This is a genomic window from Lacimicrobium sp. SS2-24, from assembly GCF_002201535.1.
In the GTDB taxonomy this organism is placed as follows: Bacteria; Pseudomonadota; Gammaproteobacteria; order Enterobacterales; family Alteromonadaceae; genus Lacimicrobium.
In genome coordinates, this window is record NZ_NIWW01000001.1 from 123,884 (window position 1) to 137,271 (window position 13,388).

The window sequence follows — 13,388 nt, forward strand, 5'->3', positions numbered from 1 at the left end:
TTTAATGCAACAAACAACCTCTGTGTTGGTGATGGTGCCCCCTGTGGACTTCGCCTTTAACACACAAACCGGTGCCGATAATGGTTTTCAGCACCAGCTAAGCCTGAGTCACCAGCAGGTTCAGCAACAGGCCATGGCTGAATTTGAGCAAATGGTCAGTACCCTCAATGACGCGGGGCTTGAGATTCTGGTATTTCACCAGCCTCAGAATCCCCATAAGCCCATGCCCGATGCCGTGTTTCCCAACAACTGGTTCACTACCCGCGACGATGGCACCTTAAGCCTGTATCCCATGGCCACACAAAACCGCCAGTGGGAAGTGCAGGGGCAGGCACTCAGTCAGTTTTTACAACTAAAAGGGTATACCACCCGGGCGATTGAGGACATTCGCACTCAGGCACAAGAGGGCGAGTATCTCGAGGGCACCGGGGTGATGGTGTTTGATCATCCACGAAAACGCATTTACGCGGCCCGCTCAAAACGCTGCCATGGCCGTTTACTGGCACACTATGCCAAAACCTATGACTATCAGTTGTATGACTTTGATACTCAGCTCAGCTCAGGGGAGCCGGTGTATCATACCAATGTCATGATGTCGGTGGGTGAGGGCGTTGCCGTGATCTGCGATGAGGTGATCCCCACACAACAGCGCGGTGCCATCGTGGCGGCGCTGAAACAGCACCATGATGTGGTGCACCTGAGTGAAGCCCAGCTAAGCCAGTTCTGCGGTAATATTCTGCAGGTGAGAAACCGCGACGGCGAGTCTCTGATGCTGATGTCGCAATCGGCCTATGATGGTTTTACCGACGCACAAAAGGCAATCCTGAGCCAACACAGCAAACTGCTCCCCTGTGCCGTACCTACCATTGAACAGATAGGTGGCGGCAGCGTGCGCTGTATGCTGGCTGAGGTTTTTCTTCCCTACAACACTTAACTCTGTTCATACAATGCTGCATGCCAGATCAACTTCAGTGTAACTGACCTGTAGCCCTGAACACTCTATACTCTGCTCAGTGTGTATGTGCACAGGGCCGGGTATCTGTCAGTATTATCTGGCGCCGGCACCGGGGGCGGCCATAGGAATATGTCTCATGAGTAAAAAAACGCTGCTGATGCTCCTTATGGTATCCCTTTGCCTATGGGCAATGCTGGCCGCCGCGCCGTATTACCTTGCCTGGCGTGCACTGAGTACACCTTTATATGTGATTGATTCAGACCAGCATCCGTCTGACACCATGAAAATAGAAGGGATCAGGCGTAGCCTGAGCATTGATTCACGGGATGCCTTATTTCACCAGGTCAAACAGAGTGAAATCGAGATCCTTACCCAAATACCTACTCTGATCATGCAGTTGAAAGCCATGCTTGAGCAGGGAGAACTGCGCCCGGTTTTTTTCAGAACTGATGGCGCAAGGGTAAATGCAAATAAACTGCTCAGACTGGCAATCGAAGAGACGTTTAGCCAGGAGCAACGTCTTCATGCCTTTAACATGGTGGTGATCATTTTAGATTATTCGGCGCTACCTACAGATGTCGACGAACAAAGGTATTTAGAGAAGTTTGCACATAATTTAGTGTACATTAAGTATAATTTTGCGGGTGTGGCCCTGTTTGCGGAGCAGGTTGAGAACAGGCCTTTAGATGATCTCAGGGAGATGATTGAAAGCATATTGTTAACGGAACGTGCTTTTTATTACTGAATCACAGTGCTCGTATGCGATTGAATAACGCACCTCTATCCCATTGTCTGTCTTTGCTAAGATGAATGAGCTTTTTGCCATCATGTGCAATAACAGTACGCTTGATTCTTCCCATTGTGCATTGTTATATAACTATCAGGACACAATATGCTGCAACTCACCACGAAAGACTGGATTAGTCTCGCAACGCACCTCAAAAAGTGGATTACAAACTTGCGACGAGCCAGAGCGCAGCGCAAAACACAGTCAAAACAAGCGCTGCGCAATGTGATTAAGGCCACGCGAGAAACCACACTCTACCTTCGTTCAGTCAGAGAGGGAGGGCAAACCTCTTTTGAACGTGAGAGCGAGCTGGCCATTCTTTGGACTGAACTGTCCTTCGAGCTTGAAGATTTAAATCTCATTGCATTAGCCGATAAATGTCGCATTAAAGGCCGATATTGGGCGGATCCTGAGCAATCAGGTGACGAGCTGCAGGATAAAGCCAATATCAGGCTGGATGATGCCGAGAAACAGGCCGTCGCCATATTAAGAGAAATACGCGATGACAGAGGGATAGCTAAGCGGTAGGTGACAAACGGGTACTGTTGACCTTTTTGCATGCACACCCATTATTTGCCATTGCGCCGGCAGGCTATGAGAGCCGCAGCGGCACGAGCTTAAGAGATGATGGACGAGGTTTATTATACAAGCTGATAAAAGCCCACTGACCTCGACTTTTGAAAATAAAAAAGTAATTGCTGTACACTAACGGATATTGTGTGTATTGTACTCGCAGCTAGAAAGAAGTCTTATATTTATATCCTACATTTCGTTGTCTTATTCGTAATACTCGTCCTGCAGTTTTAAATTCCAGTCTCTATTTTTAAGCTATTTATGCCTTTTAAGGCCGTTATTTTATAAATCTCAGGATACTATTATGTCTAATGCAACAACTGGAACCGTAAAGTGGTTCAACGAAGATAAAGGTTTTGGTTTCATCGAACAGCAGGGCGGTCCAGATGTGTTTGCACATTTCCGTTCAATTGTTGGTGACGGTTTCAAAACCCTTAAAGAAGGCCAACAAGTGCAGTTCACTATTGGTCAGGGCCAAAAAGGTCCACAAGCTGAAAATATTCAGGCTATCTAATTACCTTGCCGGGCATGCCCGGTAAGTGTTAATAAGATACAAAAAAGGCAGCCATCACGGCTGCTTTTTTTATGTCTGTACTCAGGCGACCCTACTCTTTTTTCTCAGCTAGTGGATTATTCCGCGTTTTATTAACTTGTATACTCTGGTTCTATGTATTTTTACTTTTAATGCGTCCTTAATATGCAGTGCTTATTTAACCTGTTATTTATGCTATAAAAACATTAACCCGTTGTTTTAAATTTTTCTGCCCAGTCATGACATTTTTAAATACCCTATGTCAATGCTATTGATGATTCCGCTCACCAGGCCTCGTGTCGCGTCTTTTACTGACGGTGAAGGTGATGCTGAGTAATCTTAAACAGTTTTCCGTCCGCTTCTATTGGTTACGGTCCGTGACATTGGTTGTGGGAAGCCTCAGTAGTGCGTTGTTCCTGTACGGCCTTTTTTGCTCTGCCTGTTTGCTTGGTGCAGATCAGCTTCTTATTCCTGCCGGAGTGGCAGCGTTGTGGGCAGGGGTAGGGTATTGGTTTGTTACCGCCTTTGCCAATGTGCCAGATAAGCCTGATAAACAAATGGGCTTTTTCAAAAAAGTATCAATACGCTTTCAGCGAGGGATCTACCTGCTTTTTGCCATATTAGGGTGTTTTCTTTCACTGGCCGTTGTCTTTTTCACGCTGCGAGGCCTTCGCATTTGGATCGCTGGGTAAGCCATCGACAGATAGCTGTACCAAGCGACTCCCAGGGAGGCGCCTTTTTTGTTCATCGTTTTACTTTTTCTTACGGTTAATTACCGAAAAACACATGCTCTGACTTGTCGATAGGACAGGGCCTGCTAGCATGTACTCCCCGAAAAGCGGGGCCAAAATAAAATATAGGATGACCAGGATCAGTCATGCAGACATTACAACAACAAATTGATTTTATACTGGAACTGGACCGATTAAAGGGTGTCTGTCGTCAGGCACTGATTAAATCAGATGAAAATCGCCAGGAGAACAGCGCCGAACATAGCTGGCATGTGGCAATGACAGCGCATGTACTGCATCGTTATGCTGAGGAGCCTGTTGACGTCTCACGTGTGGTCATGATGCTGTTGATCCATGATGTGGTAGAAATTGATGCAGGTGATACGTTTGCCTTTGCCGCCACGCACGAATTAGACGCTCAGCAAGGCATAGAAATTGAGGCGGCGAAACGTATTTTCGGGTTATTACCTGAGTCACAATCCCGCGAGCTGGAAGCCTTGTGGCATGAATTTGAGCATGCTGAAACAGCCGATGCACGATTTGCCAAAGCCATAGATCGTGTGCTGCCATTGCTTCAGAATATGCAAAATGAAGGGGGAAGTTGGGCCAGACACAGTGTCAGCAAGTCTCAGGTGGTGGTGCGTAATCAGTACCTTGAGGGATTAGCTCCCACACTTTGGGCTTATGTCTTGGAACAACTGGACATTGCCGTTGAAAATAAGTGGTTAAAGCCTGATTAACGCTTGCCGTTGGCTTTGATGTATTTTTGTTACAGCACAGGTAGATGAAAATTTATGAACCCACAGACTCATTCTTCGCAGCTTCCGACGGCACTGAGAATCATTCTTGGACTGGCCAGCATTCCTTCGCTTATCCTCGGCTATATGTTACTGAACACGGCAGTAGAGCAGGGATTTTCAGGGATTGGCGCCATGGAAGTGGTGTACGCCGCTGGAGGATTGATTGCCGCCATCCTCGCTATTACCGGTAAACGTCCTTTTTAACGTGCAGCATTCCAAACGTTGATTTATCCTGTGAACCTGTTTATAGAATAGCCAGTATAGTGTTATAGGTTCAGCGCAGACAGTCTCTGAAAAGGGATGTTGGGGAATGTAGGATGAAAAGAATGAAAAGGAAAAATAGAACACTACTCTCTGTTTTTTACCTGTTACCAGCGGTTCTGAGTGCGTCGTTTGCGGTGGCATTCGAGTCACCCAGACAGGTCGCATTCGCTGACGCTGAAGTATCAGATCCTGTTCGTCTTGGTTGGATGCAAGGTTCACCGCCCCCCAAAGACAAGTTAATTACACACCCTCAGTCTGATTATTTCAGTTTCCCAAAATTGCGTTGGACCGTCTGCCATATTCGCCAATTATTGCCGACCGAACAGGTCAGTCGAGGATTGGGCGCACCTGTCCCTTTGATTTATGAGCCAGATGATTCGATTGATCAACTGACGTTTACGCCAACAGGGCAGGATAAACCCATAAGCTGGAAAACATCGCTGGCCCTGAATTATACCGACGGCTTGCTGGTGCTGCACAGAAACAAGATCATTTACGAATACTATTCCGGATGCCTGGATGAACTGGGGCAGCATGCCGCCATGTCGATGACCAAATCGTTGACGGGATTGTTGGCGGAAATACTGATTGCACAAGGGCAATTAGATGAGCAGCAACCTGTAAAAGAGCTGATACCGGAACTTGCTGAGAGCGCCTTTGGTATTGCCACAATCAGACAGGTCATGGATATGACAACGTCGATACAATACAGCGAAGATTACTCTGATCCCAATGCAGATATCTGGCAATACTCCATGGCTGCAAACCCCCTCCCTAAACCTGAAAGTTACACAGGGCCGGAGGGTTATTTGGAATATCTGCAGGGTGTCAAAAAACAAGGCGAGCATGGACAGGTCTTCGCATACAAAACAGTAAACAGTGATGCACTGGGCTGGATACTATCGCGTGCCACAGGCAAGAACGTGACAGAGCTTCTGTCTGAAAAGATCTGGCGGCATATGGGAGCGGAACAGGATGCATACATGACCATTGATAGCAAAGGCACGCCCTTCGCTGGAGGCGGTCTGAGCGCGGGCTTGCGGGATCTGGGGCGAATTGGCCTGTTGATGCTCAATCATGGCAGAATTAACGGACAGCAACTGTTCCCTTCATCGGTGGTAAAACACATTCAGCAAGGGGGCGATAAAACCGCGTTTGCCCATGCAGGATACACGTCGATGCCAGGTGGCAGCTATCGCAGTATGTGGTGGCTGTTCCATAACGAAAACGGTGCCTACGCGGCTCGTGGCGTGCACGGTCAGACCATTTATATCGATCCCGTCGCTGAGATGGTTATCGTCCGTCTTGCCTCCTTTCCTATTGCAAAAAATGCGTATATTGATCCTACCTCACTGCCTGCCTATGAGGCGGTTGCGGATTATCTGATTGAAAAAGCGAAGCGTGCCGACTATCACCAATAGTCCGCTTGTTAACAGCAGGGGCGGGACAGATTACTGCGGCCATACAAGCGTCGCCTGAAGGGGTATCCAGACGAGCGCTAAAAAAGAGAAGACGACATGCTGCGTGCCTGACCAAAATATCTGCGTATGCTGGTTCGAAAAAGACTGTATTTTCGTGTAGAATGCGCGCCGGTTTGGCGGCCTGTGTGATCAGGTTGTCTGTTGTCTCAAGCTCTGGTTTTACGTTCCAGACCGCTTAAGGAAAAAAATATGTGTCACGTTATTGTTTGCGCGCTGTATAAGTTCGCTACTCTGGATGATTATGAATCGATTCGCCAACCCCTCTATCAGTTAATGGAAGAACAGGGCATCAAAGGTACCCTGTTACTGGCCCATGAAGGTATAAACGGCACTGTTTCCGGTAGCCGTGAAGCCATTGACACACTGCTTGCCTGGTTAAATCAGGATCCTCGTCTGAATCCCATCAGTTATAAAGAATCTGTCGATGCTGAACAACCGTTTCACCGTACTAAGGTTAAGCTCAAAAAAGAGATCGTCACCATGGGCGTTGAAGGTATCGATCCACGCCAGACGGTGGGCACCTATGTTAAGCCCGATGCGTGGAACGATTTGATCAGCGATCCCGATGTATTGTTAATTGATACCCGCAATGACTACGAGATTGAAATTGGCACCTTTAAGAATGCGGTGAACCCCAAAACAGACTCTTTTCGCGAATTTCCGGACTATGTCAAAGACAACCTGGATAGCAGTAAGCACAAGAAAGTCGCCATGTTCTGCACCGGGGGAATACGCTGTGAGAAGTCTACAGCCTATCTTAAAGAACAAGGTTTTGAAGAGGTGTATCACCTTGATGGCGGTATCCTGAAATACCTGGAAGACGTGCCCAAAGACCAGAGCCTGTGGGAAGGGGACTGTTTTGTATTTGATAACCGGGTGGCGGTGAACCATGATCTGGAACGCAGCGGCTATGATCAATGCTATGCCTGTCGTTTACCTATCACCGATGAAGACAAGCAAAGCGAACAATATGAACGCGGTGTCAGTTGTCCGCGTTGCTACGGTACCCACAGCGATGAACAGATCGCACGTTTTCGTGAGCGTGAAAAGCAGGTCAATCTGGCCCGTCAGCGCAATGAGGAACACGTGGGCTCCGAAGCCCGCGAAGCAATGGAAAAACGTCGTCGCCAGAAAGCCGAAGAAAAACGGGCCAGGGCCCTGGCCGCAAAAGCTGCGCAGGCCAAACAGACAAAAAAGCAGCAGTCAGTCTGAATAGTCTTGTTGTGGCCAGTGCAATTCCAGTAGACTGATTGCATTATGAGGTTCCGTGGAGAATAGCATGTCAGATAAGGCATTGACGCAAGAACAGGTGGCAGAAGTACGCAAGGAGTTTGATTTTTTCGACAACGATCATAACGGTATGATTGATTTGGGGGAATTTATCGAACTGCTGACGGTGTTATCGCCGAAAACCAAGGTGAACGCGGTACAGGAAGCCTTTGAAATGATTGATGAAAACGCTGATGGCCATATCGATTTCAACGAGTTCCTGAACTGGTGGCAGCAAGGCTGGTGGGAATACTAAGGTTGTCATATTTTTTCAGCCAACAACTCCTTTAAAAGAAGAAAAGCGCCTACTCTGTAGGCGCTTTTTTGTTGCATCCCGATTAACACTGACCACAAATATTCTGCCTTCTCTTTATTTGAAACACCCAGTTTCATATAGAGCAGCGCGCTACAGCAAAAAACGGGATAGGTTTATACCCGATCCGTGTCTTTTAATTTGTTATAAATCTTCTAGCCAGCCCCTCTTTTAGCAGCTAATAGTCTAATGAGGCGCAGGGCGCAGACTATAGTTCATGCTCCACTCAACCTGTTTAAGAAAAAAATGAAAAAGATTTCCTATCTGGCTGCTGCTTTATGCTGCTTGTCTACAGCAGTGCTGGCAGATACCGCCGCAGAAGTGCAAATGACCATCGAGAAAAATAACGCTTACACCAAAGCAAATATGCAGTCTCCCGCTGACCCCACCTCAGCGAAGGGCTCCATGGAGTTCTGGTCGAGTGGTGGATTAATGCAATCCGTTCCCGCGTCATCCTCGGTACAGAAGTTCGAACGCTTTGGGCTCACCCCAAAACATATCCATGTGATCACACTGGAGGAGGGGAAGTCGGCCGTGGCGATGTACTATTCAGAAGGCGCGTACCAGCCGCAGGGCATGGCGCTGACATCAAACTATCTGACCCGTGTCACCGAGGTCTATGTTAAAGAAAACGGTAAATGGAAAGTGCGCGCCGCTCACTTTTCACCGGTTTCGGGTGGTGAAGGTACCAAGCAAACCAGCCTGGATTAAAACAAAAAAAGCGCCCTCGGGCGCTTTTTTTACAGGCTAATTCAGCCATTTAATGCGGTGCGGGGGTCTTCGTATGTCAGCCCCAGTTTTTCACCTAAGGCATCGACAACCGCCTTGTAGGTCACTTTCCCTTCGTGCACATTCAGACCATTGAGTAAGTGCTGGTCTTCCAGCATCGCTCTTTTTGGCCCTTTGTTAGCCAAAGCCAGGCCAAAGGGCAGCGTCGCATTGTTAAGCGCCATGGTAGAGGTGCGGGCAACGCCACCTGGCATGTTGGCAACACAATAATGCACGACACCGTCCACTACATAAACGGGATCCTGATGGGTCGTGGCTTTAGAGGTCTCAAAGCAGCCGCCCTGATCAATGGCAACATCCACCACCACTGAACCTTCTTTCATATTGCGGATATGTTCCCGTGTCAGCAACTTAGGTGCTGCGGCGCCGGGGATAAGAACGGCACCTACTACCAGATCAGCATGGGAAGAATAATGTTCGATGGCATCCACTGTGGAGAATACGGTTTTCACCTGGCCGTTAAAGATATCATCCAGTTCACGCAGACGAGGCAGTGAGCGATCTAAAATGGTGACATCCGCACCCAGACCCAGCGCCATTTTAGCCGCGTTGGTACCGACCACACCGCCACCAATCACCAGCACTTTTCCGGGAGCAACGCCAGGTACGCCACCGAGCAGCGTACCGCTTCCGCCATGGGCTTTTTCCAGATAATGGGCGCCAGCCTGGACCGACATACGACCAGCCACTTCACTCATTGGTGCCAGCAAGGGCAGGGCATTGCGGTTATCGGTAACTGTTTCATAGGCAATACATGTCGCGCCAGACGCAACCAATAACTCTGTTTGAGTCGGGTCTGGTGCCAGATGCAAGAAGGTGTACAGTGTTTGACCTTTTCTGAGCATCTTACATTCGTGGGGTTGTGGCTCCTTCACTTTGACGATCATGTCGGCTTTGGCGAAGATCTCTTCCGGTGTTTCAAGAATGCTCGCGCCGGCGGCAATGTATTGCTCATCGAAAAAGCCAATGGCGGCGCCACCATTTTTTTCCACGATCACCTCGTGACCATGACTGACAAATTCTTTAACGGCAGCCGGGGTCAGGCCAATGCGATATTCATGATTTTTTATTTCTTTGGGTACACCGATCAACATGCTCTGTTTCACCTTAGTTAAGATTTTGTAAGGGCGAAGTATAAGGCAAGTTTTTCAGAGGGTTGTACTGAATATCAGTCTCAAACAGGATATAATGCTGATATTAGCTATTAAAGCAGATAATAATATGCTGGTAAAAACGCCTAAACACCTCGATCGAATTGACCGGAATATCCTTGTGGAGTTGCAGAAGGACGGTCGTATATCCAATGTTGAATTATCCCGCAGGGTAGGGCTTAGCCCAACCCCATGCCTTGAGCGTGTGAGGCGTCTGGAGCAACAGGGATATATTCTGGGCTACTATGCCAGACTGGATCCGACCAAGCTTGGGGCTGCCATGTTGGTGTTTGTAGAAATCACTTTAACCAAAACCTCGGTCGATATCTTTGAAGAATTTTCTGCTGCGGTAAAAAAACACGAAGATATTCAGGAGTGCCATCTGGTTTCCGGTGATTTCGATTTTTTATTGAAGGCCCGCGTGGCGGATATGTCCAGTTACCGAAAATTGTTGGGCGATACCCTTTTGCGCTTGCCGGGGGTGAGTGAATCCAGAACCTATGTGGTAATGGAAGAAGCTAAACATACCAGTACCATTAAAATCAGCCTGAAGTAGAAGGGGTACGTGCGCCATGCCTGTATGGAAAAATGCTGACAAAAGCCCGCTTAACAGGCAATGGAGACTAGGATTTTTACCCCATGACTGGTATCTTCTACTGCTGATTGCAGTTCAATAATAATGATTACTATAACCTCTATGGCGCGACTCTCCGGTATCCAAAGGATTATGGAAGTGGGCATGATTATCAGCAGTGTGTTTGCACTGTTTTTACTTCTCGCCCTGGCCTCATTTGACCCCGCTGATCCCAGTTGGAGTCAGGCTGGCTTCCGTGAACAAGTACAAAATGCAGCTGGCCCGGTGGGTGCCTGGTTTGCCGATATTCTGCTCAATAGCTTCGGTTACATTGCTTACCTGTTTCCATTTGGAGCGGCCTTGCTGGGCTGGTTCCTGTTTCAACAGACGAAACAACTGGCTGAAATTGATTATCTGACCATAGGCTTGCGGCTGATTGGCATTATATTGCTGTTGGTCGGGGCCACAGGGCTGGCCAGCCTTAACTTTGACGACCTGCATGTGTTTTCAGCCGGCGGCTTTGTGGGTGATGTGATTAGCGCCCGTCTGCTGCCTTACTTTAATCTGGCCGGAACCATTTTGCTGTTGCTGTGTTTCTTTTGTACCGGTTTCACATTGATGACCGGTATCTCCTGGCTGGGTATCATTGATGCTATGGGGGCTACCACCATTACGGGTGTTAATGGGCTTATGCGCTTACCAAACAAGGTTCAGGCAGCCCGGTTACCCGCGTTACCCCGTTTCAATCTCAACCCACTCAAACGTCAATATGAGGATGTAGGTGAGAGAACCGACAAACCGGAGCCATCGGCGACATTTTCCAGTAAACGGGAGCCGGTTATTGAACCGGTGTTTAGCGAACCTTCAGAGCCATCGGAACCGGTCTTTTCAGAACCCTCTCAGCCTGTGAAGCCGAAAAAAGCGGCAAAACCGGTAACAGAACCGGTGGTGCCAGGCAGTAATGATGTCGTGGGCCATATGCCTACAGTGGACTTGCTCGACCGCCCCGATAAAGTGAAGAACCCGATAACGCCAGAGGAACTGGAATCGGTGTCCCGTTTGGTGGAAGAAAAGCTTGCAGATTTCAGCATTGAGGCCAAAGTGGTCGGTGTGTATCCGGGACCGGTTATTACCCGTTTTGAGCTGGATCTGGCCCCGGGTGTCAAGGTCAGTAAAATATCCGGTCTGTCCAAAGATTTAGCCAGAGCCTTGTCAGCCATCTCTGTGCGCGTGGTCGAAGTCATTCCTGGAAAATCGGTGATTGGCCTGGAGTTGCCGAATAAAAACCGCGAAATGGTTCGATTATCAGAAGTCATAGAATGTGATGCGTTCCAAAAATCGGGGTCAAATCTGACCATGGTACTGGGCAAAGATATCTCCGGTAAGCCGGTGGTGGTGGATCTGGCGCGAATGCCCCATTTGTTGGTTGCCGGTACAACGGGTTCGGGTAAGTCCGTGGGCGTGAATGTCATGATTCTGAGCTTGCTGTACAAGTCCACACCCGAAGATGTGCGCTTGATCATGATCGACCCGAAAATGCTCGAGCTTTCCGTTTATGAGGGTATTCCGCATCTGTTGGCTGAAGTGGTCACGGATATGAAAGAAGCGGCGAACGCCCTGCGCTGGTGTGTCGGAGAGATGGAGCGTCGCTATCGTCTGATGTCTGCGCTGGGGGTCAGAAACCTAAAAGGCTACAACGCCAAAGTCAGTGATGCCATTGAGCGCGGCGAGCCCATCAAAGACCCATTGTGGAAACCGGAGCAGAGCATGGAGCCTGAAGCACCGGATCTGGAAAAGCTGCCCAGTATCGTTGTGGTGGTGGATGAATTTGCCGACATGATGATGATCGTGGGTAAAAAGGTGGAAGAGCTGATTGCCCGGATTGCACAAAAGGCGCGGGCGGCCGGAATACATCTGATCCTGGCCACACAGCGTCCGTCTGTAGATGTGATAACGGGTCTCATTAAAGCCAATATTCCGACCCGGATTGCCTTTCAGGTGTCATCCAAAATAGATTCACGCACCATCCTCGATCAACAGGGCGCTGAAGCGTTGCTCGGTGCAGGAGACATGTTGTATTTACCACCGGGAAGCGGCGTACCAACACGGGTCCACGGCGCCTTTGTGGATGATCATGAAGTGCATGCGGTGGTGGCTGACTGGCAGAAACGCGGCAAACCCGATTATATCGATGAAATTCTCTCCGGAGAGGGCAGTGCCGAGGTCATGTTACCCGGTGAACAGGCAGAAAGTGATGACGAGTCGGATCCGCTATATGACGAGGCTGTGGCGTTTGTGACGCAGAATCGCAGGGCTTCCGTCTCCAGCGTACAGCGCCAATTTCGTATTGGTTACAACCGTGCCGCCAGAATCGTTGAACAGATGGAGCATTCCGGTGTGGTCAGCGCTCAGGGACACAACGGGAATCGTGAGGTGCTGGCGCCGCCGCCACCCTGATCCGACGCCATTCAGCTTAGACTCAGCTTTATCCCCGACAATAGATGTTTTCAGACTTGCAAACCGATAACAGGTATAAATAAATGATAAAACGCCTTTTGTGTGTCTTTACGTTGTTGGTCTCTCCGTTAATGGTGGCGGCAGAGACCGACGATGCCGCGTCAGCTTTAAAACAGCGGCTGGGACAGCTACATAGTTTTGAAGCGAAATTTAAACAACAGGTGACTGACTTACAGGGTGAGGTGCTGCAAGTAGCAGATGGCATGTTGCAGCTTAGCCAGCCGAATAATATGGTCTGGAAATTACTGCCGCCTGATGAAACCAAGCTGATTGCCGACGGTGAGACGGTGTGGCATATCGATCCCTTCGTGGAGCAGGTAGTGGCCTTTGATCAGGACCAGGCCATCGAGAATAATCCACTTATTCTGTTGGCACAGCCTGACAGCGATCACTGGCAGTCTTTTGTCATCACTCAGCCTCAACCCCAGCAGTTTGTGATTACGAGTCTTTCTGAGGACAGCCAGATTGCTTCGTTAACGCTTAAGTTTGAACAGCAGCAATTGGTTGAGCTGGTGATGGTCGATCGTCAGCAACAGCGTACCCTGATGACGTTCAGTGAGATTCGCCAGAATAGCGATCTGGACCCCGCTTTGTTTCGTTTTAGCTTACCACCAGGCTATGATCTGGATGACCAGCGAAGCCCAGACTAGGA

15 protein-coding genes are annotated in these 13,388 nt (G+C 48.9%); 14 read left to right on the forward strand and 1 reads right to left on the reverse strand.

The genetic code is table 11. The features are described 5' to 3' along the window. Positions 1–4: 4 nt before the first annotated feature. From CCY32_RS00470 to CCY32_RS00520, 11 genes are all read left to right on the forward strand, one after another. On the forward strand, positions 5–934 hold the full coding sequence (locus tag CCY32_RS00470) for an arginine deiminase-related protein (protein WP_088328399.1): 930 nt from the start codon (positions 5–7) through the stop codon (positions 932–934). A gap of 157 nt (positions 935–1,091) precedes the next feature. Next, positions 1,092–1,700 (forward strand): hypothetical protein, encoded by a 609-nt coding sequence (locus CCY32_RS00475; protein ID WP_088328400.1) that lies wholly within the window; start codon positions 1,092–1,094, stop codon positions 1,698–1,700. A 147-nt stretch (positions 1,701–1,847) separates the two neighbouring features. Continuing rightward, positions 1,848–2,270, forward strand: a complete 423-nt coding sequence (locus tag CCY32_RS00480) for a hypothetical protein (RefSeq protein ID WP_088328401.1) — start codon at positions 1,848–1,850, stop codon at positions 2,268–2,270. Between the two features lie 349 nt (positions 2,271–2,619). Further along, positions 2,620–2,829 carry a cold-shock protein gene (locus CCY32_RS00485; protein WP_088328402.1) on the forward strand — a complete coding sequence of 70 codons (210 nt, stop codon included), beginning with the start codon at positions 2,620–2,622 and terminating at the stop codon, positions 2,827–2,829. A gap of 344 nt (positions 2,830–3,173) precedes the next feature. After that, a complete protein-coding gene (locus CCY32_RS00490; protein ID WP_088328403.1) occupies positions 3,174–3,539 on the forward strand; it encodes a hypothetical protein in 366 nt (121 codons plus the stop codon). Positions 3,540–3,724: 185 nt separating this feature from the next. Then, positions 3,725–4,318 carry an HD domain-containing protein gene (locus tag CCY32_RS00495; protein WP_088328404.1) on the forward strand — a complete coding sequence of 198 codons (594 nt, stop codon included), beginning with the start codon at positions 3,725–3,727 and terminating at the stop codon, positions 4,316–4,318. A 54-nt stretch (positions 4,319–4,372) separates the two neighbouring features. After that, a complete protein-coding gene (locus CCY32_RS00500; RefSeq protein ID WP_088328405.1) occupies positions 4,373–4,582 on the forward strand; it encodes a hypothetical protein in 210 nt (69 codons plus the stop codon). A 122-nt stretch (positions 4,583–4,704) separates the two neighbouring features. Next, positions 4,705–6,063, forward strand: a complete 1,359-nt coding sequence (locus CCY32_RS00505) for a serine hydrolase (RefSeq protein WP_246840484.1) — start codon at positions 4,705–4,707, stop codon at positions 6,061–6,063. 249 nt (positions 6,064–6,312) lie between these two features. Continuing rightward, complete coding sequence (locus CCY32_RS00510) at positions 6,313–7,335, forward strand: rhodanese-related sulfurtransferase (RefSeq protein WP_088328407.1); 1,023 nt, start codon at positions 6,313–6,315, stop codon at positions 7,333–7,335. Positions 7,336–7,402: 67 nt separating this feature from the next. After that, a complete protein-coding gene (locus CCY32_RS00515; RefSeq protein ID WP_088328408.1) occupies positions 7,403–7,648 on the forward strand; it encodes an EF-hand domain-containing protein in 246 nt (81 codons plus the stop codon). A gap of 303 nt (positions 7,649–7,951) precedes the next feature. Next, entirely contained in the window at positions 7,952–8,416 is a 465-nt protein-coding gene (locus CCY32_RS00520) for a nuclear transport factor 2 family protein (protein WP_141096151.1), read from the forward strand. Positions 8,417–8,457: 41 nt separating this feature from the next. On the opposite strand, the gene ald is transcribed toward CCY32_RS00520, so the two are convergent. Beyond that, a complete protein-coding gene (gene ald / locus CCY32_RS00525) occupies positions 8,458–9,588 on the reverse strand; it encodes an alanine dehydrogenase (RefSeq protein WP_088328410.1) in 1,131 nt (376 codons plus the stop codon). A gap of 127 nt (positions 9,589–9,715) precedes the next feature. On the opposite strand from ald, the gene lrp reads away from it, so the two are divergent. From lrp to lolA, 3 genes are all read left to right on the forward strand, one after another. Further along, entirely contained in the window at positions 9,716–10,201 is a 486-nt protein-coding gene (lrp, locus tag CCY32_RS00530; protein WP_088329200.1) for a leucine-responsive transcriptional regulator Lrp, read from the forward strand. A 141-nt stretch (positions 10,202–10,342) separates the two neighbouring features. After that, positions 10,343–12,676, forward strand: coding sequence for a DNA translocase FtsK (locus CCY32_RS17485; protein ID WP_088329201.1), 2,334 nt, complete (start codon positions 10,343–10,345; stop codon positions 12,674–12,676). 83 nt (positions 12,677–12,759) lie between these two features. Then, entirely contained in the window at positions 12,760–13,386 is a 627-nt protein-coding gene (gene lolA, locus CCY32_RS00540) for an outer membrane lipoprotein chaperone LolA (RefSeq protein WP_088328411.1), read from the forward strand. The last annotated feature ends 2 nt before the right edge of the window (positions 13,387–13,388 follow it).

What these genes read in the sequence shown, in the direction of transcription:
- CCY32_RS00470 (WP_088328399.1), top strand. Translation starts at nt 5, where the DNA reads ATGCAACAAACAACCTCTGTGTTGGTGATGGTGCCCCCTGTGGACTTC.
- CCY32_RS00475 (WP_088328400.1), top strand. Translation starts at nt 1,092, where the DNA reads ATGAGTAAAAAAACGCTGCTGATGCTCCTTATGGTATCCCTTTGCCTA.
- CCY32_RS00480 (WP_088328401.1), top strand. Translation starts at nt 1,848, where the DNA reads ATGCTGCAACTCACCACGAAAGACTGGATTAGTCTCGCAACGCACCTC.
- CCY32_RS00485 (WP_088328402.1), top strand. Translation starts at nt 2,620, where the DNA reads ATGTCTAATGCAACAACTGGAACCGTAAAGTGGTTCAACGAAGATAAA.
- CCY32_RS00490 (WP_088328403.1), top strand. Translation starts at nt 3,174, where the DNA reads ATGCTGAGTAATCTTAAACAGTTTTCCGTCCGCTTCTATTGGTTACGG.
- CCY32_RS00495 (WP_088328404.1), top strand. Translation starts at nt 3,725, where the DNA reads ATGCAGACATTACAACAACAAATTGATTTTATACTGGAACTGGACCGA.
- CCY32_RS00500 (WP_088328405.1), top strand. Translation starts at nt 4,373, where the DNA reads ATGAACCCACAGACTCATTCTTCGCAGCTTCCGACGGCACTGAGAATC.
- CCY32_RS00505 (WP_246840484.1), top strand. Translation starts at nt 4,705, where the DNA reads ATGAAAAGGAAAAATAGAACACTACTCTCTGTTTTTTACCTGTTACCA.
- CCY32_RS00510 (WP_088328407.1), top strand. Translation starts at nt 6,313, where the DNA reads ATGTGTCACGTTATTGTTTGCGCGCTGTATAAGTTCGCTACTCTGGAT.
- CCY32_RS00515 (WP_088328408.1), top strand. Translation starts at nt 7,403, where the DNA reads ATGTCAGATAAGGCATTGACGCAAGAACAGGTGGCAGAAGTACGCAAG.
- CCY32_RS00520 (WP_141096151.1), top strand. Translation starts at nt 7,952, where the DNA reads ATGAAAAAGATTTCCTATCTGGCTGCTGCTTTATGCTGCTTGTCTACA.
- ald (WP_088328410.1), bottom strand. Translation starts at nt 9,588, where the DNA reads ATGTTGATCGGTGTACCCAAAGAAATAAAAAATCATGAATATCGCATT.
- lrp (WP_088329200.1), top strand. Translation starts at nt 9,716, where the DNA reads ATGCTGGTAAAAACGCCTAAACACCTCGATCGAATTGACCGGAATATC.
- CCY32_RS17485 (WP_088329201.1), top strand. Translation starts at nt 10,343, where the DNA reads ATGGCGCGACTCTCCGGTATCCAAAGGATTATGGAAGTGGGCATGATT.
- lolA (WP_088328411.1), top strand. Translation starts at nt 12,760, where the DNA reads ATGATAAAACGCCTTTTGTGTGTCTTTACGTTGTTGGTCTCTCCGTTA.